The 17352-nt window shown below is 61.1% G+C and carries 18 protein-coding genes; 5 read left to right on the top strand and 13 right to left on the bottom strand.

Annotated features, from left to right (window positions below; all coding sequences use genetic code 11):
* Positions 1 to 43 precede the first annotated feature (43 nt).
* Together K0B93_RS14005 and K0B93_RS14000 are read right to left on the bottom strand one after the other, a co-directional pair.
* Positions 44 to 1426: a ribonuclease J gene (locus K0B93_RS14005; protein ID WP_219867781.1), complete on the bottom strand. Its 1383-nt coding sequence runs from the start codon at positions 1424 to 1426 to the stop codon at positions 44 to 46.
* A complete protein-coding gene (locus K0B93_RS14000) occupies positions 1423 to 2175 on the bottom strand; it encodes a substrate-binding periplasmic protein (protein WP_219867780.1) in 753 nt (250 codons plus the stop codon). The genes K0B93_RS14005 and K0B93_RS14000 overlap by 4 nt, the downstream gene beginning before the upstream one ends.
* 195 nt (positions 2176 to 2370) lie before the next feature.
* Here K0B93_RS14000 and K0B93_RS13995 point away from each other — a divergent pair, with 195 nt between their 5' ends.
* Positions 2371 to 3054: a type 1 glutamine amidotransferase domain-containing protein gene (locus tag K0B93_RS13995; RefSeq protein WP_219867779.1), complete on the top strand. Its 684-nt coding sequence runs from the start codon at positions 2371 to 2373 to the stop codon at positions 3052 to 3054.
* Here the strand turns inward: K0B93_RS13995 and K0B93_RS13990 are convergent, their stop codons facing one another.
* The 10 genes from K0B93_RS13990 to K0B93_RS13945 all read right to left on the bottom strand — a co-directional run bounded on the left by K0B93_RS13990 (position 3055) and on the right by K0B93_RS13945 (position 12544).
* On the bottom strand, positions 3055 to 3522 hold the full coding sequence (locus K0B93_RS13990) for an acyl-CoA thioesterase (protein ID WP_219867778.1): 468 nt from the start codon (positions 3520 to 3522) through the stop codon (positions 3055 to 3057).
* Positions 3523 to 3567: 45 nt separating this feature from the next.
* Positions 3568 to 4746: a benzoate/H(+) symporter BenE family transporter gene (locus K0B93_RS13985; protein ID WP_219867777.1), complete on the bottom strand. Its 1179-nt coding sequence runs from the start codon at positions 4744 to 4746 to the stop codon at positions 3568 to 3570.
* A gap of 115 nt (positions 4747 to 4861) precedes the next feature.
* A complete protein-coding gene (locus K0B93_RS13980; protein WP_218636434.1) occupies positions 4862 to 6211 on the bottom strand; it encodes an MFS transporter in 1350 nt (449 codons plus the stop codon).
* Between the two features lie 62 nt (positions 6212 to 6273).
* The gene (benD, locus tag K0B93_RS13975) at positions 6274 to 7053 is read right to left on the bottom strand and encodes a benzoate diol dehydrogenase BenD (RefSeq protein WP_218636433.1); all 780 of its coding nucleotides are present in this window, start codon (positions 7051 to 7053) and stop codon (positions 6274 to 6276) included.
* A complete protein-coding gene (gene benC, locus K0B93_RS13970; protein ID WP_218636432.1) occupies positions 7050 to 8078 on the bottom strand; it encodes a benzoate 1,2-dioxygenase electron transfer component BenC in 1029 nt (342 codons plus the stop codon). The genes benD and benC overlap by 4 nt, the downstream gene beginning before the upstream one ends.
* Before the next feature lie 20 nt (positions 8079 to 8098).
* A complete protein-coding gene (gene benB / locus K0B93_RS13965) occupies positions 8099 to 8590 on the bottom strand; it encodes a benzoate 1,2-dioxygenase small subunit (protein WP_218636431.1) in 492 nt (163 codons plus the stop codon).
* Positions 8587 to 9963, bottom strand: a complete 1377-nt coding sequence (locus K0B93_RS13960) for a Rieske 2Fe-2S domain-containing protein (RefSeq protein WP_218636430.1) — start codon at positions 9961 to 9963, stop codon at positions 8587 to 8589. The genes benB and K0B93_RS13960 overlap by 4 nt, the downstream gene beginning before the upstream one ends.
* 123 nt (positions 9964 to 10086) lie before the next feature.
* Complete coding sequence (catA, locus tag K0B93_RS13955; protein WP_219867776.1) at positions 10087 to 11028, bottom strand: catechol 1,2-dioxygenase; 942 nt, start codon at positions 11026 to 11028, stop codon at positions 10087 to 10089.
* 69 nt (positions 11029 to 11097) lie between these two features.
* Entirely contained in the window at positions 11098 to 11388 is a 291-nt protein-coding gene (gene catC, locus K0B93_RS13950; RefSeq protein ID WP_218636428.1) for a muconolactone Delta-isomerase, read from the bottom strand.
* A gap of 34 nt (positions 11389 to 11422) precedes the next feature.
* Positions 11423 to 12544, bottom strand: coding sequence for a muconate/chloromuconate family cycloisomerase (locus K0B93_RS13945; protein WP_218636427.1), 1122 nt, complete (start codon positions 12542 to 12544; stop codon positions 11423 to 11425).
* Between the two features lie 106 nt (positions 12545 to 12650).
* Between K0B93_RS13945 and K0B93_RS13940 the strand changes: the two genes are divergently transcribed.
* A complete protein-coding gene (locus K0B93_RS13940; protein WP_218636426.1) occupies positions 12651 to 13553 on the top strand; it encodes a LysR family transcriptional regulator in 903 nt (300 codons plus the stop codon).
* Here K0B93_RS13940 and K0B93_RS13935 read toward each other — a convergent pair whose 3' ends face one another.
* Positions 13554 to 14333 (bottom strand): IclR family transcriptional regulator domain-containing protein, encoded by a 780-nt coding sequence (locus K0B93_RS13935; RefSeq protein WP_219867775.1) that lies wholly within the window; start codon positions 14331 to 14333, stop codon positions 13554 to 13556.
* Between the two features lie 198 nt (positions 14334 to 14531).
* Between K0B93_RS13935 and K0B93_RS13930 the strand changes: the two genes are divergently transcribed.
* The 3 genes from K0B93_RS13930 to pcaF are packed head-to-tail and all read left to right on the top strand — an operon-like array spanning position 14532 to position 17346.
* The gene (locus tag K0B93_RS13930) at positions 14532 to 15347 is read left to right on the top strand and encodes a CoA transferase subunit A (protein WP_218636424.1); all 816 of its coding nucleotides are present in this window, start codon (positions 14532 to 14534) and stop codon (positions 15345 to 15347) included.
* The gene (locus K0B93_RS13925) at positions 15347 to 16135 is read left to right on the top strand and encodes a CoA-transferase subunit beta (RefSeq protein WP_219867774.1); all 789 of its coding nucleotides are present in this window, start codon (positions 15347 to 15349) and stop codon (positions 16133 to 16135) included. Before K0B93_RS13930 ends, K0B93_RS13925 begins: the two co-directional genes overlap by 1 nt.
* 8 nt (positions 16136 to 16143) lie before the next feature.
* A complete protein-coding gene (pcaF, locus tag K0B93_RS13920; RefSeq protein ID WP_219867773.1) occupies positions 16144 to 17346 on the top strand; it encodes a 3-oxoadipyl-CoA thiolase in 1203 nt (400 codons plus the stop codon).
* The last annotated feature ends 6 nt before the right edge of the window (positions 17347 to 17352 follow it).

The raw sequence follows: 17352 nt of genomic DNA, 5'->3' as shown, positions 1-17352 counted from the left end.
TAACCAGATAGGATGCGAACGACTACCAGAATTTGGTCGGTGCTCACTCGACCCGGACCAACGCTTGTTTGTCCCACCCCAGCCGACCGGTCTCGGCAATCTGCCGCCGCATGCCCGGTACCGGACGGATCATAAACAGATCACCGTTGCGACCCACCAGAGTCCTGGGAACACCACAACCCCTGGCGATACCGGCGTGGGTGTCCATGTGTTCGGCTTCCCCGTGTACCGGGATGGCGATGTTCGGGCGCACCCACTGGTACATGGCCCGCAGCTCTTCCTGGGCGGGATGACCAGAGGCATGGATGGGTATCCGGGAATCTTCGGCGGTGATGACGGTGACCCCCAGTTCCCTGAGCCGGCCGATCAGCGTTTCAATCTCCTCCTCGTTGCCGGGAATCGCGCGTGCACTGAAGATGACGGTATCTCCCGCCTCCAGCTCAAAGTCCGGATGCGTGCCTGCCGCCAGGCGGCGCAAGGCGGTGCGCGGCTCGCCCTGACTACCGGTAGCCACCGCCAGCACTTCACCCCGGGGCAGGTAACCCAGGTGGGACGGGGCGATCAGCCGATCGGCAGCATCCCAGACCCCGGCAGCCCTGGCTGCGGCGCTCATATTGACCAGCGACCGTCCGAGCAGGCCCATATAGCGCCCGGTCTCCCGGGCAATCAGACCCAGGGTATGCAATCGTGCGATATTACTGCCGAAACAGGTGACCACGACCCGGCCCTGCGCGGACTGCACCGCCTGCAGGAGCCCTTCGTGCAGGGCCGCCTCAGACACCGAATGCCCGGCCACCGTGGCGTTGGTGGAATCGCACACCATGGCTGCGACGCCCTCGTCCGCCAGGTCGGTGAAGGTCTTGCGGGAATAGCCGTGCCCCACCAGGGGCTGGTCATCCAGCTTCCAGTCACCACTGTGGAAGATATTGCCGATCTCCGTTCGGATCATCAGCGCATTGGGGTCAGGGATGGAGTGGGTAAGCGCCAGCCACTGCACGTCGAACGGCCCGATCTGCCGGCTCTCACCGGTCTCCACCACGATGATCGGGACCCGATGCAGGAGATCGAATTCCGCCAATTTGCGGCGCAATATCTCGGCGGTAAACCGGCTGGTGTAAATGGGGCACTGCAGCAGCGGCCACAGGTAAGGCACGGCCCCCACATGATCTTCATGGGCATGGGTAATGACCAGCCCCGCCAGCTGGTCGCGGCGATCGGCGATAAAGGCCGGATCTGCCATCTGGACCGGCGGCTCGCCGCTGTGATGAATGGTGCCATCGGCTGCCACGCGCCCGGGCCTGGGGAAGGTCACGCCACAATCCACCATGAGCCACTGGCCATCGTGCCCATACAGATTGAGGTTCATGCCGATCTCGCCGGTTCCACCGAGCGGCAGGAACCAGAGGTCGTTGTGATCTGGCGTCATTGGCTCTCGATTTCCAGGTATTTCAGGACAAGATCCTCGTAGATACCTTCCATTTTGATGAGTTTAAAGGCCGCCCGTATGTCGTCGGCATATTCCAGCACGTTCGATTTCTTCGAAACGGCGATGAATGATCGCTCACCCGGCACAAAAAAGGGCGAGATGGAGGTACTCACCCCGAGTTTGTCAACGGTGTACTTGCCCACCAGCTCCGGAGCAATGACCACGTCTACCCGCCCCCGTTCCATCATCAACATCAGATTTTCGTAACGGGGCGCACGCTCCTTCATCAGCTCGTCGTCCTCGTCGAAACGGGGAAAGTAACTCGACCCGTCCAGGACACCGATCACCCGGCCGTATAGATCGGAATAGCCCTCAATCCGGTGGGTATCGGTCTGGTAGAAAAACAGTCGGCGCTCGGGCGGGAAGGCCGGAGCCACGAACTCCAGGAAGCGCTCCCGGCCCTCCGTTCGAAGTGGACCCAACACAATGTCCACCTGGCCCTCTTCCGCCAGGCGGAGCACCCGACGAAACGGCGCTTCCCGATAGCGCACATTCCACCCGAGCCGGGTGGCGATCTCCTCGAAGATATCTACGTAAAGACCGGTACGCTCACCATTGCGGATGATTCGATAGGGTGGCGCATGATTCACGCCGACTGTGACGGTCAAGGGCGCGATCGTTTCCGTGCCCTGCTGCGCCCATACCGGCATGGCCATGAGCGCAAGCACCATCAGTGTCAATGCTCGCATGCTTGTTGTCCTTCCATGTAGATCTCGCACGTGCCGTCTGAGGTTACCAGACAATACTCAGTATAGCCGCCAACAGATCTGTCTCGCCGCGATCGGCGTACCGAACGGTTGAAATTACTCAGCCCGGCACAACCTTGGGTGACAGGCGCAGTTGAGATTTGCCATTCATTCGTCAATACAAAGGACGGACTTACTATGAAAATTCTGATGGTTCTGACTTCCCATGATCAAATGGGCGACACAGGCCACAAAACCGGCTTCTGGCTGGAAGAATTCACCGCCCCCTATTACGTCTTTAAAGATGCCGGCGCCGACATCACCCTTGCGTCCCCGAAAGGTGGCCAGCCGCCCATCGATCCGAACAGTGAAACGGACGACGCCCTGACCGAGACCACACGCCGGTTCCAGCAGGATGCCCATGCCAAGGAATCGCTTGCCAGCACCAAGAAGCTGAGCGACGTCGACATGAACGACTACGACGCCATTTTCTATCCGGGCGGCCATGGCCCGCTGTGGGATCTGGCCAACGACAAGAAATCCGTTGAACTGATCAAGACGGCCTACGAGCAGGACAAGGTCATTGGTGCCGTCTGCCACGCCCCCGCCGTGTTCCGGGACGTGGAAATCAAACCGGGTCAGAACCTGGTTGGTGGCCGCAATGTGACGGGCTTCAGTAACAGTGAGGAAGAGACTGTCGGCCTGACCAATGTAGTGCCCTTTCTGGTTGAGGACATGCTCAAGGAGAAAACCGGGAGCTATACCTGCGGTGACGATTTCACGCCCCACATCGTGGTGGACGGAAAACTGATCACCGGTCAGAACCCGCCCTCCTCGGAAGGTACCGCCAAGGCCGTGATCCAGGCCCTGCAGGAGAGCTGATCAGCCCTCCTGTACCTGCTCCCCGGCGTGACTGATGAGCACGCCGGGAGCTCCTGCCTCCAACAACCCCCTGATTTTCTCCGGAATCGACACCTTGGCCATCTGCGAGGGCTGGATCATCACGTAGGTGATGTCGGCATCCGCAATCAGCAGGCCATCGCCGTAGCGATGGAACTCCAGGTGCAGGGTGAACGAGGTGTTGCCGATGCGCCCTGCCCGGATGCGGGCCTCCAGCACGTCATCGAATTTTGCCGGCGCCTTCCAGTTGACCGTCAGGCTGACCACCTGAATGTCCAGATCCTGATCCAGCAACCGCTGGTAATCGCCGAACAACGTCCGGATGTATTCGTTGACGGCAATATCGACAAAGTCGCCGTAGCGGGCATTGAAGACAACGCCCTGGGCGTCGCATTCACCGTAGCGCACGCGGAAACGGAAGCGGAATGGCGGATCAAGCTGTTCGGTCATGGTTCACCCGGCACAGAAAATGTGAAGCCAGAGTAACTGATCCGCTCACGATTTTCCGCCAGCCCTGCCATTGAGCACCAGATAGCAGCCATAGCCGATCACCACGCCCCAAAACGCCGAGGACAGCCCGAAGAGGGACATGCCCGAGGCGGTGACGATAAACGCAATCAGCGAGGCCTCCCGGTGGCTGGCGTCTTCCAGGGCCGAGAACAGGTTGCCTGCAATGGCACCCAGCAGGGCCAAACCCGCCAGTACGGCGACAAACGCGGCCGGCAGGGAGGTGAACAGGCTGACGATGGTGCCGGCAAACAACCCGCCCACCAGGTAGAACACGCCGTTGGCGACCCCGGCGATGTAGCGTTTGCCCGGGTCCTTGTGAGCATCCTCCCCGGTGCAGATGGCCGCCGTAATGGCGGCAACGACGGTGGTGATACCGCCAAACAGGGCCATGGGCAGCGACACCAGGCTGGCGACACTGATCACCGGCTTGGCTTTGACGTGGTAGCCGGCCCCGTTAAGGATCGCCATGCCCGGCAGGAACTGTCCGGTCAGGCTGACCAGCACCAGCGGGATGGCCAGGCTCAGGGTCGACCCAAGGTTCCATTCCGGCGCGATGAACTGCGGCACCGCAATCTTCCAGTGCACACCGGAGAGCGAGGCGCCTTCCAGCACCACCGCCAGGATCACGCCGGTGATCAGCAACAAAACCAGCGTGTACTTGGGTAGCAGGCGCCGGAACACCACGTACGCCACCAGCATCCCCAGAGCCAGGGCCGGGGTGGTCTCAATGGAGGTAAACGCCGCGACTCCGAACTGGAACAGGATGCCCGCCATCATGCCCGCGGCGATGCCCTTGGGAATGGCCCTAACAAAGGCGTCGAAGGTGCCGGTTATACCGATGACGAAAATAATAATGGCGGCGGTGATGTAGGCGCCAACCGCCTCGTTCAGGGAAAGTTCGGGAAACAGGGTGACCAGCAACGCCGTGCCGGGGGCAGACCAGGCGGTCACGATGGGCGCCTTGAGCCAGAGACTCAGCACGATGCCGGAGATGGCTGCGCCCATGGAAATCGCCCAGACCCAGGAAGTCATCATTTCCGGCGAGATACCGGCGCTGCTTCCGGCCTGGAAGAAAATGGCCAGCGGGCCGGAATAGGACACCAGCACCGCGAGGAACCCGGCCACCACCGCAGATAACGACAGGTCTTTCATAACATCAGGCATGAAAAATCCTTACTGAGGGCCAATCAAAAATTAAAAAAAGGCCCGGCAAGCATACGCTCTCGGGCCAAAGAGGGGTACGACTGACTGTCTACCCAGACACAACGACAACGCTCAATCAGTTACTCGCAACCGCGGCCGAACGCCGCACCGGCTCTGTGGTTCTGAACCGGGAAGCCTTGCGCCCCACCAGCGCGACGGCAACGGTTGCGATGACGCCCGGAATGGCCAGCGCCAGGAAGTTCATGTGGTGCGGCAGCGCCAGAGCCAGCAGGGTTCCGCCAAGCATGGGCCCGACAATCGCACCGTTGCGGCCGATACCCGACGCCCAACCCAGGCCAGTGGAACGGATACTGGTCGGGTAATACTGGGCCACATAGGCGTACAGCAGGATCTGGGAGCCAATGGTGGTCGCGCCCGCCACGCCCATCAGCGTGTACAGGAACCACATCGGGCTCTCATAGCCGAGCAGGACCAGCGAGCCCGACCCGAGTACAAAGAAACTCACCAGCACCGAGCGCAGGGAAAACCGGTCGGCCAGCCAGCCCCCACCCACGGCACCGATGATCGCGCCTACGTTCAGGACCATCAGGAACATCAGGCTTGAACTCAGGGCATAGCCGGCGTTGGACATCAGCTTGGGCAGCCAGGACCCCAGCGCATAGACCATCAGCAGGCAGCAGAAGAACGCGGTCCAGAACATCAGGGTGCTCATGGCCCGGCCACCCCGGAACAGCTCCAGTACGGGCGCCTTGCTGTCGGTGGTGGCTGGAAAAGTCAGCCGGTCCAGCTCGTTGATGTCCCTGAAGGGTGCAACCTGCTGGAGAATACGCCGTGCTTCATCGTCCCGCTTTTTCGCCATCAGGAAGGCCACGGACTCCGGCAGGAATTTCAGCATGAATGGCAGCATCAGCATGGGCACGACGGCCAGGTAGAACATGATCTCCCACCCGAAGTTGGGCACGATCCAGATACCCAGGCCGGCCGACATCATGCCGCCCACGGCGTAGCCACTGAACATCAGCGCCACCAGCGTGCTGCGCTTGCGCGCCGGTGAGTATTCACTCATCAGTGAGACCACGTTGGGCATCACACCGCCGATACCCAGGCCGGCAATGAAGCGCAGGATACCGAACTGCCAGGGCGTGGTGGCAAACCCGTTGATCACCGTGGTAACGCTGAACAGCACCACACAGGCAATGATCACGTTCTTTCGGCCCAGCCGGTCCGACAGCATGCCAAAGCCCATGGCCCCGAACATCATGCCAAACAGAGCGCTGCTGCCCAGAAGCCCGGCAACATAGGGGTTCAGGCCCCACTGCTCCATCAGCAGCGGCAACACCACACCGTAGATCACCAGGTCGTAGCCATCAAAGATGATGATCAGGGTGCACCAGAAGAGTACCTTCCAGTGGAATCGGTTGAAGGCGGCGTTATCGATAACGTCGTTTACGTCGATGTTTCTCATGATCTCTCACTCCCGCTGTTGTTCTTGTGCGGAGTTAATGGAATGGGTTGATCCGGGCGGTTCTAGCCCAGGTCCCCGCCTGCCACCGGCAGGACGGTCCCGGTCATGTAGGACGAGGCGTCTGATGCCAGAAACAGAATCGGTTCGGCCTGTTCGTCCAGGGTTCCGTAACGGTGCATGAAGCTGTTTTCCGTGGTCTGGTCGACCAGCGTCTGGTACCACGCCTTTTCCTGGTCGCTCTGCTCGCTGGCATTGCGCGGTGTCAGACGCGGTGGCGCCTCGGTACCGCCCGGTGCCGCAGCATTCACCCGGATGTTGTGGCCGGCATACTCATACGCCATGTTCACGGTCATGGCATTGACGCCGCCCTTGGCTGCGCCGTAGGGCACTCGCATCAGCCCCCGGGTTGCCACCGACGACACGTTCACGATTACCCCGCCTTTCTGCTCCAGCATGTAGGGCAGCACGGCGCGACAGCTCCACAGGGTGGTGAACAGCGAGCGCTGGATTTCCTTTTCGATCTGCTCCGGCGTGTAATGCTCGAAAGGCTGGGCCCAGATCGTTCCGCCGACGTTATTGATCAGGATGTCGATGCGGCCGAAATGCTTGTGGGCCTCCGCCATGACGGTTTCGGCGCCGGCCCAGGTTTCCAGGTTGGCCTGGACCGCCACGGTGTCCGCGCCCTGATCACGAAGCTCCGCCGCCACACCCTGGACGTAGTCCGCAATGTCCACCACCAGCAGCCGCGCGCCCTCGGCGGCGGCCAGCTCGGCAACGCGCTTGCCAATGCCCTGGGCCGCGCCGGTGATCACCATCACCTTGTCCGTGAATCGCGCTTTCATGCGACCTTCTCCTCGGCGGCCGGCGCACTCGGGGTGAACTTCTCGTAGTGGAACGAGTTCGGCTGGATGCCTTTCTCCCGGAAGAATCCAAGCACCGAATCCACCATCGGTGGCGGCCCGCACAGATAGACGTCCACATCGCCGTCGTTCAGCGGGGCCTGGTCCATGTGATGGGTGACATAGCCCTTGCGCGGATGATCGCTGTCGTCGCTGGAGACACAGGTGACATAACTGAAGTTGTCCAACTCCCCGGCAAAGCGGTCGAGGATATCCAGGCACACCAGGTCATCCTCGTTGCTCACGCCATACACCAGGTGCGCTGGCAGGTCACAACCATTGGCCTTCATGTGTTCCAGCTTGGCCAGGAACGGCGCCAGGCCGGTACCGCCTGCCAACATCAGGACCGGTCGCTCGATGGGGCGCAGGTAGAAACTGCCCATCGGGCCGGTCAGGGTGACCTTGTCACCGGTGCGGGCCTTGCCCACCAGCCAGGAGCTCATCAACCCGCCCGGCACGTTCCGGATCAGGAAGCTCAGATCCCGGCTGCCGGGTTTGGAGCTGAAGGAATAGGCGCGGGTCTGATCCGTACCCGGCACCTGGATATTCACGTACTGCCCGGGCAGGAACGCGATGTCGTCGTCCGAGGTAATTTTCAGCTCGATGGACGTGGGCGAAATCAGGTTCACCTCGGCCACCGTGCCGGTGACTTCGGCATTGCCGGTCTTGCACAGGGTGGACGCCACCGGGACTTCGACCACGCAATCGCTGGAGGGCACCATCTGGCAGGTCAGGATCATGCCCTGCTCGAGTTCCTCGTCGGACAGCGCCTCGTCGATGTATTCGTCCCCCAGGTCGAAGTTGCCCTGATGGCAGGCACCCTTGCAGGTGCCGCAGACGCCATCGGAACAGTCCATGGGCAGATTGATCTGCGCACGGTAGGCGGCATCCAGAACCGTCTCGCCCTCGTTGCAGGAGACAAACCGGGTAACGCCGTCTTCAAAGTTCAGTGCGATGTTGTAACTCATGATGCTGCTCTCCCCATCAATTACAGGTGGTAAACGTCCACCACCTGATTGATGCAATCGTTGGTCAGAACGATTTTCTTGAACCGGATCAGTGGCTCGCCGCCACGCACATCCAGGGTGTAGAAAGACGTTCCGTAGTATTCCTGGGTTTTCTGGTACCGGTAGGACTTGGTCAGCCAGTTGAACCGGAGCTGCACTTCGTTGTCGTCCTGGGACAGAATTTCCAGGCCGCTGATGAAGTGATTGGTACGCGGTTCCGGCAGGGAACTGGCGCCGGAGCGCTCCGTCTTCAGTCGGTAGACCCGATCCTCAAGACCATCCTTGCTGGGGTAATAGATGAGCGAGATCTCGCTTTGCGGATCCTCGGTCAGCTCGTCATTGTCATCCCAGGCCGGCATCCAGTAGGTGACGTCCTCGTGGTAACACTCCAGCCAGCGGTCCCAGTCGCGATCGTCCAGGTAGCGGGCCTCACGGAGGATGAACTGCTCGATATCGTGGTAGCTAAGGCTCATGCGGACGCCTCCTCTTCGGTCACGGGGATGAAACGGGCACGCTCGGCATCAATGGCACGGATCATCTCGTCCTGCCAGTGCTTGTGATGGTTCACGTACAGGCCTTCGTCTTCGGGCTTGGAGCCACTCATGGTCGGCTTCATGTCCAGCTGGTTGGCATGGTCGTCCGGCCCGTCGATCCAATGAGCGGCGCCCCGGCTCATGTCGTTCCAGCGCGCGTCGCGGGCTTCGTAGCCACTCTGGCAGGCGCGGAATTCCTCCAGGTCGTCCGGTGTGCCCATGCCGGACACGTTGAAGAAGTCCTCGTACTGTCGAATGCGCTTGGTGCGCAGCTCAGCCGGCTCGTTCTTCGGACCGAACGCGTAGATGGTGACCTCGGTCTTGTTCACGTCGATCGGGCGGGTGACCCGGATCTGTGTGGAGAACTGGTCCATCAGGTACACGTTCGGATACAGGCACAGATTCTTGGTGGTACGGACGATGGAATCGGCACGGGCCTCACCGTAGGTTTTTTCCAGTCGCTCCAGCTGGCTGAAGATCGGACGAACCTCAGGGTTGAGCAGGCGCGTCCAGAGCATCATGTGGCCGTTCTCAAAGGAGTAGAAACCGCCTTCGGCCGACCAGCTCTTGGCGTCCACGGCCTCGGTGCCGCCCTTTTCATAGTTGCGCTGGCCCATGGTGGACAGGTAGTTCCAGTGCACGGTGCTGACGTGATAGCCGTCGGCGCCATTCTCGGCAGTCAGTTTCCAGTTACCCTCATAGGTGTAGGTGGAGCTGCCGCGCAGAATCTCCAGACCGTCCTCGGACTGGTCGACGATGTTGTCGATGATCTTGGTGGTCTCGCCCAGGTGCTCCTCCAGGGGCAGTACATCGGCATTCAGGCTGCCGAACAGGAAACCACGGTAATTGCCGAACTTGGGCATCTCTTTGAGATCGTGGGAACCGTCGGTGTTGAACTGTTCCGGGTAGCCGCCCTTCTTCTGGTCCTTCGCTTTCAGCAGTCGACCATCGTTGCTGAAGGTCCAGCCGTGGAACGGACAGGTGAACGAGGTCTTGTTGCCGCGCTTCTTGCGGCAAAGGGTGGCGCCACGGTGGGAGCAGGTGTTCAGGATGGCTTTCAGATCGCCCGCCTTGGTCCGGGTGATGATCACCGGCTGACGCCCGACGGTCACTGTGAAGTAGTCGCCCGGGTTCGGGATCTGACTCTCGTGGGCCAGGTAGACCCAGTTGCCTTCGAAGATGTACTTCATTTCCAGGTCAAACAGTTCGCGGTCGGTGAAGATACCGCGATCGCACTGGTAGCGACCGGTTTCCGGGTCCGCGACCACCGCATTGCGGACCTTGTCTGCGAGTTGTTCAAGTTTGTTGCTCATGTCATCTCACTCCTCTTGTTCTTGTGATGCCCGGTTTCGGGCGTGAGTCTCCCCGGGCCACCCCGTTTTCGGGGTGGCCGATCACAAAAACGATGAACCTTGGGTGTCGGTGGAAGAGGCCGTTCAGGCCGCCTCACCCTCCAGTGCGCGCTTGCGCTCGTGACGGGTCTGGAGCTCCGGCTTGTCGGTCGACACCAGCTGGATATTGAACTCCACCTCGGTGAACGGCGCGTTCAGGCCGAATGCCTCGGCCCTGGCGGGGTCCTCAATGCGGTTGGCGTCAACCACCAGCTCGTCCCGGGTCGCGAAGGCAAAGTCATCGTAGGTGTACTCATCACCAGCCAGGTTGATCTGGGTGGTCAGGTGCTTGAAGCCCGGCTTGGAGATAAAGAAGTGGATGTGCGCCGGACGGTTGCCATGACGGCCCAACAGGTTCAGCAGCGCCTGGGTGGAACCCTCGGGCGGGCAGCCGTAACCGGACGGGATGATGGAGCGGGCGGTGTAACGGCCATTCTCATCGGTGACGATCCGGCGACGCAGGTTGTACTCGCTCTGGGACTGATCGAAGTAGGAGTAGGCACCCTTGGTGTCCGCGTGCCACACGTCAACCACGGCGTTGGTAACAGGCTGACCGTTCTCGTCAGTCACCTGACCGGTCAGGACCATGGTCTCGGCGTTCTCATCGGAGCCATCGTCCATGCGGGCGAAACCGTCGCTTTTGGGCGCACCGGCCACGTACAGCGGGCCTTCGATGGTGCGCGGCGTGCCGCCGTCCAGGCCTGCCTGCTCATCTTCCGCGTCAAGCCGGATGTCCAGGTACTTGTCCATACCCAGGCCCGGTGCCAACAGGGCGGCCTCACCGTTCTGGCCCAGTTCGTTTACGTAGTACACGGCTTGCCAGAATTCATCCGGAGTGACATCAAAGTCTTCGATAATCTGAAAAACATCGTGCATAACCCGGTGAACAATCTTCTTCACCCGTTCGTTCCCACCGTCCGTGTTGAAGCCGGCAACTTTCTCCAGCAGGTCCTTCACTTCCGCAGTTTGCATGGTTTTAACGGTCATTGTTGGTCTCCTCGTACTCTTGTTGTTGTTGCTCAAAACAGCTCTTCGGTTGGCAACGGTGCGTTGGGTTTAACGGTCGTCCTCATGGATCGAGGACGGATGTCGGCACAGGGGCGCGACAGTGATATCCATGTAGGGGAACAGCGGCAGGTTGCTGATCAACTCCTGCAATTCGGCGTTGTCCTCTACATCAAAGATGCTGACGTTGGCGTAGCTGCCGGCCACCCGCCAGAGGTGACGCCACTTGCCCTGGTCCTGCAGACCCTGGGCGTAGGCTTTCTCCCGGGCCTTGATGTCCGCGGCTACGTCGGCGGGCATGTCGTGGGGGATGTTCACCTTCATCTCAACTTTGAACAGCATGTACTTTCCTCCGTTTTCAGAGCGTTCCGGTGCCTCAGGCTTTCCGGCGGTAATGGGCCAGTTTGTCTTCGTCGAGTGCGATGCCCAGGCCCGGGCCTTTTGGCAGGTCGACCCCGTTGTCATGGAAATTCAGGGGCGTGGCCACGATGTCGTCTTTCATCAGCAGAGGACCAAACATCTCGGTACCCCAGTGCAGGTTTTCGAGGGTGGACCAGGCGTGCAGCGACGCGGCGGAACCGATGGTGCCCTCCAGCATGGTGCCGCCATACAGACCGATACCGGCGGCCTGGGCGACCGCTGCCTGCTCCAGGGCGCGAATCGGACCACCGGCCTTGGCAATTTTCATGGCGACGGCGCCGGAAAAGCCGGCTGCGGCCAGGTTGTACAAATCCTTGGCATCTGCGACGGCTTCGTCCGCGAGAATGGGGATATGGAATTTGTCCGACAGGCGCGCCAGGGCGGCGTAGTCTTTCATCGGTGTCGGCTGCTCCACCAGATCAATGCCTGCGGCCTGCAGTTCCGCCATCCCCCTGGCGGCGGTGGCCTCGTCCCAAGCCTGATTCACGTCCACCCGGACACTGGCACTTTCGCCCACCGCATCCTTGATTGCCGCCACGTGGCGCACGTCGTCCATCAGGGCGCGGGAACCGATCTTCAGTTTGAAATCGCAGTGACGACGGGTTTCGATCAGGCCGAGGGCTTCCTCGATGTCCTTGCCGGTATCGCCACTGGCCAGAGTCCAGAGCACCGGAAGGTGCTGGTGGACGGAACCGCCAAGCAGATCGGAGACCGGGCGATTCAGGCGCTTGCCCTGAAGATCCAGCAACGCGGTTTCAATGGCCGACTTGGCCAGGTTGTTGCCCCGGGTCGAGCGGTTTAACATTACCCTCAGGGTATTGATGTTGCCGGCGGGCTGGCCAATCAGTTGCGATTTGAAATAGGTATCAATGGTAAGTTTCACGCTTTCGGGGCTTTCCGGACCGTAGGCCAGTCCACCGATGGTCGTGGCTTCGCCCAGTCCCTCGATGCCATCGGAGTCCTTCATCCGCACGATCACCATGCTCTGAACCCCCATGGTTGTCATGGAAAGCTTGTGAGGGCGGATGGTCGGGATATCGACCAGTATCGCTTCGATGGATTGAATGGTGGCGGACATGGGCTCTCCGAATCGCAAGTTAGAAATCCTGTGATTCGAACAGTACGAAGTTTCACGGATGTGAACCAATATTGATTAAGTAATAACCGATACCCTGGAGGTATGGATGGAGCTGAGACACCTGCGGTACTTCGTGGCAGTGGGAGAGGAAGGCAACCTGACCCGGGCCGCCGAAAAGCTGTTTATTGCACAACCACCGTTGACCCGGGCCATGAAGCAGCTTGAGGAGGAAATCGGGGTCGAGCTGTTTGTCCGCAAACCCAGGGGGCTGGAACTGACCAACGGCGGGGAGTACTTCCTGGAGCAGGCGCGACAGATTCTGGACAAGGTCACCGCAACGGTCGAAGACACCCGACGCATCGCCCAGCACCGCAAGACCATTTTCTCCATCGGCTTCGTGCCGTCGGTGTTCTACGGCCAGCTACCGCTGATGGTCCGGCGTCTGCGCCGGAACAAGAACCTGGAGATTGTGCTGCACGAGCTGAAAACCCGGGAGCAGGTGGAGGCCCTGAAAACGGGCAAGATTGATATCGGCTTTGGCCGCATCAGCATCGAAGATCCCGACGTGGAGCAGGAACTGCTGTTCGACGAGCCGATCATTGCGGCCATTCCGGCCGGCCACCAGCTGACCCGACACCCGCCGTCCATGAAAGAACTGTCGGCCTGGCCCATGGTGACCTTTCCTGCGGGCCCGGGTCCGAACTTCGCCGACATCACCCAGGGCCTGTTCCACCGGCGCGGCCTCAAGATCCACGTCAGCCAGCAGGTCAATGATCTTCAGACCGCGCTGTCCCTGGTCGCCTCCGACATGGGCTTTACCCTGGTACCGGAACAGGTCCGGAAACTGAACCGCGAGGGTGTGGAGTTCATGCCTCTGGAGGACAACAACATCACCACACCGGTCATCGCCTCGCGCCGGCGCGGCGAGAACCCGAATGCTGTCATGCGCCTGGCCAACACTATCCTCGCCGAGCTGGTGGAGAACCGGCTGACCGGACGCTATCCCTGATCAGCGGGTGGTCTGCCGGACCTTCTCGGCAATGGCCTGAAGCCGCGGAAGGTAGACACCCATGAGGGTTTCCAGGGTCACCCGGGCCGCATTGGTGCTGATATTGATCGCCCCCAGCAGCTCGCCACTGCCCGCGAACACCGGAACCGCCACCGACCGCAAGCCCTGGTCCAGCTCCTGGTCCACGATGGAATACCCCTGCTCCCGGGCCTTGTAGATTTCGGCGCGCAAGGTCTCCTTGCTGGTGATTGAGGATGGCGTGAGCGCCTTCAGGTCGACGCGACGGAGAAATTGCTCCAGCTCATCCTCCGGCAACTGGCCAAGCAACACCCTGCCCATGGAAGTATAGGCCGCCGGCAATCGGGTCCCCACGGAGAGCGTGATCGCCATCAGCCGCTGGCGCGCGGCCGAACGCACGACATAGACCACTTCATCACCGTCCAGCACCGCCAGTGACGAGGATTCACCCAGCTCGGCGGTAATGTCCTCCAGGTATTGCTGAATCACCGCCCGGTACTGGTTCGAAGCCTGGTAGGCGTAGCCCAGCTGCAACACCCGGGGCGTCAGCTCGAACTGGCGACCGCTGCGCTTGACGAACCCGAGCGCGTGCAGGGTGAGCAGAAAACGCCGCGCCTTGGCCCGGTCCATGTCCGTTCTTGCGGCCACTTCACTGAGGGTCATGCGCGGGTGCTCGGCATCGAAGGCCTGGAGCACGTCCAGCCCCGAGGCCAGCGCCCCCACATAGTCCCGATCCCCGGGCTTGAGAATCTGTTCGTCCATTCCGGCTCCTTCAATGCCTTGCGCAGTCAATGTCAGCGCATGGTACCAGCTCGTTCGCAGTCCGAACATCCGTGCACTTTTCGAAATTGGTGAAAATTTGTACTTGACGATGCAAATCGAATCGCGCCATTATGTTCGCATATTAAACTTATGTTCGCATATCGAACTTATCAACCGAGACACGAAGGAGACACTGCGATGGCTGAATTCCTCTCCCTCCAGGAAGCGGTGAGCAAACACATCAACAACGGTGACACCGTGGCGATGGAAGGCTTTACCCACCTGATTCCGTTTGCCGCGGGGCACGAAATCATCCGTCAGGAAAAGCGCGACCTGACCCTGATCCGTATGACACCGGACCTGGTGTACGACCAGATGATCGGTGCCGGCTGCGCGAAGAAACTGATCTTCTCCTGGGGCGGTAACCCGGGCGTGGGCTCCCTGCACCGGCTGCGAGACGCGGTTGAGAAAGGCTGGCCGCACCAGATCGAGATCCTTGAGCACAGCCACGCCGCCATGGCCAACGCCTATGAAGCCGGCGCCGCCGGCCTGCCGCTGGCGGTTCTGCGTGGTTACGTCGGTAGCGACCTGCCGAAGGTGAACGACCAGATCAAATTCATCGAGTGCCCGTTCACCGGAGAGCGCCTGGCTGCCGTGCCCTCCGTTCGCCCGGATGTGGCCGTGATTCACGCCCAGCGGGCTGACCGCAAGGGCAATGTGCTGATCGAGGGCATCGTCGGTATTCAGAAGGAAGTGGTCCTGGCCGCCAAACGCAGCATCGTCACCGTAGAAGAAGTCGTCGACGACCTCGGTGCCTCCGTAAACGCCTGCGTGCTGCCGTCCTGGGCGATCACCGCCATTGCCGAAGCCCCGAAAGGTGCCAAACCCTCCTACGCCCTGGGTTACTACGACCGGGACAACGCCTTCTACAAGGACTGGGATGGCATTGCCCGTGACAGAGACACCTTCCAGGCCTGGCTGAAAGAAAACGTTTTTGAAAAAGGAGCTGCGTGATGAGCCTCGAATTTACCTCTTCGGAAATGATGAGCGTCACGGCCGCCCGGGCGCTGACCAACGACATGACCTGCTTCGTGGGCATTGGTCTGCCCAGCGAGGCCGCCAACCTGGCGCGCCTGACCCACGCTCCGGACGTCACCCTGATCTATGAATCCGGCACTCTGCAGACCAAGCCGGACGTTCTGCCCCTGTCCATCGGTGACGGCGAGCTGTGCGAATCCGCGCTGACCACGGTGTCGGTCCCGGAGATGTTTCGCTACTGGCTGCAGGGCGGTCACATCAGTGTCGGCTTTCTGGGTACCGCCCAGATCGACCGTTTCGCCAACCTGAACACCACCCTGATCGGCGATTACCGGGAGCCCAAGGTCCGCCTGCCGGGCGGTGGCGGTGCACCGGAAATAGCCACCAACGCGAAGGAAGTGTTCATTACCGTCAAGCACTCCAAGCGCACTTTCGTTAAGGACGTGGACTTTGTGACCACCGTCGGCTTCGGTCGGGACGGCAAAGCCCGGGATAACGTCCCTCACATCGGCCGCGGCCCCACCGTGGTGATCACCGACCTGTGTATCCTCAAGCCGGACCCGGAAACCAAGGAACTGGTGGTCACCTCCCTGCACCCGAACGTCACCCGGGAAGATGTGATCGAGGCCACCGGCTGGGACATCCGCTTCGCCGACGAGCTGGTAACCACCCCGGCTCCCACGGCCAGGGAACTGGACGTGCTGCGGGATCTGAAGGCACGCACAAACGCCCATCACTCTTCAACTCAATCTGGCCAACAGTGAGGCAAGTTATGACTGACGTATTTCTCTGCCACCCCCGCCGTTCGGCCATCGGCCGCTTCGGCGGCACCCTTGCCAGCGTGCGCCCGGACGACCTGGCCGCCCACATTTTCAAGGCCGTGCTGGAGCAGGCCCCGGAGCTGGACCCGGCCGCCATCGACGAAGTGATGATGGGCAGCGCCAATCAGGCCGGTGAAGATAACCGAAACGTGGCCCGCATGTCCGCGCTGTTGGCTGGTTTGCCCACTTCCGTACCCGGTACCACCCTCAACCGGCTGTGCGGCTCCGGCATGGACGCCGTGGGCACCGCATTCCGCGCCATCCGCGCGGGTGAAATGGAGCTGGTGCTGGCCGGCGGCGTGGAATCCATGTCCCGCGCCCCGTACGTGATGGGCAAGGCCGACACCGCCTTCTCCCGCGGCCAGAAGATCGAGGACACCACCATCGGCTGGCGCTTCGTGAACCCGTTGATGAAAAAGCAGTACGGCATCGACTCCATGCCAGAAACTGCGGAGAACGTCGCCGAAACGTTCAATATCTCCCGGGAAGATCAGGACCTGTTTGCGTTTCGCTCCCAGCAGAAAACGGCCCGGGCGCAGCAGGATGGTGTGTTCGCCGAAGAGATCGTGCCGGTTTCGATTCCGCGCCGGAAACAGGATCCGCTTGTCTTCGACACCGACGAACACCCTCGCGAAAGCACCCCGGAGAAGCTCGCCGCCCTGCCCACGCCTTTCCGTGACAATGGCAGCGTGACGGCCGGCAACGCCTCCGGCGTCAACGACGGCGCCGCCGCCATGCTGGTGGCCAGTGAAGCTGCCGTGAACAAACAGGGCCTGAAGCCGATGGCAAAGATCCTCGGCATGGCCACGGCCGGCGTGGAGCCGCGCATCATGGGCATCGGCCCGGTACCGGCGGTTCGCAAGCTGCTGGAGAAACAGGGCATCGGCATCGACCAGCTTGATGTAATCGAGCTGAACGAAGCCTTTGCCGCCCAGGGCCTGGCCGTGCTGCGTGAACTGGGCATTGCCGATGACGATCCCCGGGTTAACCCGAACGGCGGCGCCATTGCCCTTGGCCATCCCCTGGGGATGTCCGGCGCCCGTCTGCTGATGACCGCCGCTCATCAGTTGCAGCGCACCGGCGGCCGCTATGCCCTGTGCACCATGTGTGTCGGGGTAGGTCAGGGCATTGCTACACTCATCGAACGGGTCTGAGCCGGG

This window comes from Marinobacter sp. F4218, from assembly GCF_019443085.1.
Taxonomy (GTDB): domain Bacteria; phylum Pseudomonadota; class Gammaproteobacteria; order Pseudomonadales; family Oleiphilaceae; genus Marinobacter; species Marinobacter albus.
The sequence above is the reverse complement of the archived record's forward strand: the minus strand, read 5'-3'. Positions and strand labels throughout refer to the sequence as shown.

What these genes read in the sequence shown, in the direction of transcription:
- K0B93_RS14005 (WP_219867781.1), bottom strand. Translation starts at nt 1,426, where the DNA reads ATGACGCCAGATCACAACGACCTCTGGTTCCTGCCGCTCGGTGGAACC.
- K0B93_RS13990 (WP_219867778.1), bottom strand. Translation starts at nt 3,522, where the DNA reads ATGACCGAACAGCTTGATCCGCCATTCCGCTTCCGTTTCCGCGTGCGC.
- K0B93_RS13925 (WP_219867774.1), top strand. Translation starts at nt 15,347, where the DNA reads ATGAGCCTCGAATTTACCTCTTCGGAAATGATGAGCGTCACGGCCGCC.
- K0B93_RS14000 (WP_219867780.1), bottom strand. Translation starts at nt 2,175, where the DNA reads ATGCGAGCATTGACACTGATGGTGCTTGCGCTCATGGCCATGCCGGTA.
- catA (WP_219867776.1), bottom strand. Translation starts at nt 11,028, where the DNA reads ATGACCGTTAAAACCATGCAAACTGCGGAAGTGAAGGACCTGCTGGAG.
- K0B93_RS13995 (WP_219867779.1), top strand. Translation starts at nt 2,371, where the DNA reads ATGAAAATTCTGATGGTTCTGACTTCCCATGATCAAATGGGCGACACA.
- K0B93_RS13930 (WP_218636424.1), top strand. Translation starts at nt 14,532, where the DNA reads ATGGCTGAATTCCTCTCCCTCCAGGAAGCGGTGAGCAAACACATCAAC.
- K0B93_RS13940 (WP_218636426.1), top strand. Translation starts at nt 12,651, where the DNA reads ATGGAGCTGAGACACCTGCGGTACTTCGTGGCAGTGGGAGAGGAAGGC.
- K0B93_RS13935 (WP_219867775.1), bottom strand. Translation starts at nt 14,333, where the DNA reads ATGGACGAACAGATTCTCAAGCCCGGGGATCGGGACTATGTGGGGGCG.
- K0B93_RS13985 (WP_219867777.1), bottom strand. Translation starts at nt 4,746, where the DNA reads ATGCCTGATGTTATGAAAGACCTGTCGTTATCTGCGGTGGTGGCCGGG.
- K0B93_RS13980 (WP_218636434.1), bottom strand. Translation starts at nt 6,211, where the DNA reads ATGAGAAACATCGACGTAAACGACGTTATCGATAACGCCGCCTTCAAC.
- pcaF (WP_219867773.1), top strand. Translation starts at nt 16,144, where the DNA reads ATGACTGACGTATTTCTCTGCCACCCCCGCCGTTCGGCCATCGGCCGC.
- benB (WP_218636431.1), bottom strand. Translation starts at nt 8,590, where the DNA reads ATGAGCCTTAGCTACCACGATATCGAGCAGTTCATCCTCCGTGAGGCC.
- benD (WP_218636433.1), bottom strand. Translation starts at nt 7,053, where the DNA reads ATGAAAGCGCGATTCACGGACAAGGTGATGGTGATCACCGGCGCGGCC.
- K0B93_RS13945 (WP_218636427.1), bottom strand. Translation starts at nt 12,544, where the DNA reads ATGTCCGCCACCATTCAATCCATCGAAGCGATACTGGTCGATATCCCG.
- benC (WP_218636432.1), bottom strand. Translation starts at nt 8,078, where the DNA reads ATGAGTTACAACATCGCACTGAACTTTGAAGACGGCGTTACCCGGTTT.
- K0B93_RS13960 (WP_218636430.1), bottom strand. Translation starts at nt 9,963, where the DNA reads ATGAGCAACAAACTTGAACAACTCGCAGACAAGGTCCGCAATGCGGTG.
- catC (WP_218636428.1), bottom strand. Translation starts at nt 11,388, where the DNA reads ATGCTGTTCAAAGTTGAGATGAAGGTGAACATCCCCCACGACATGCCC.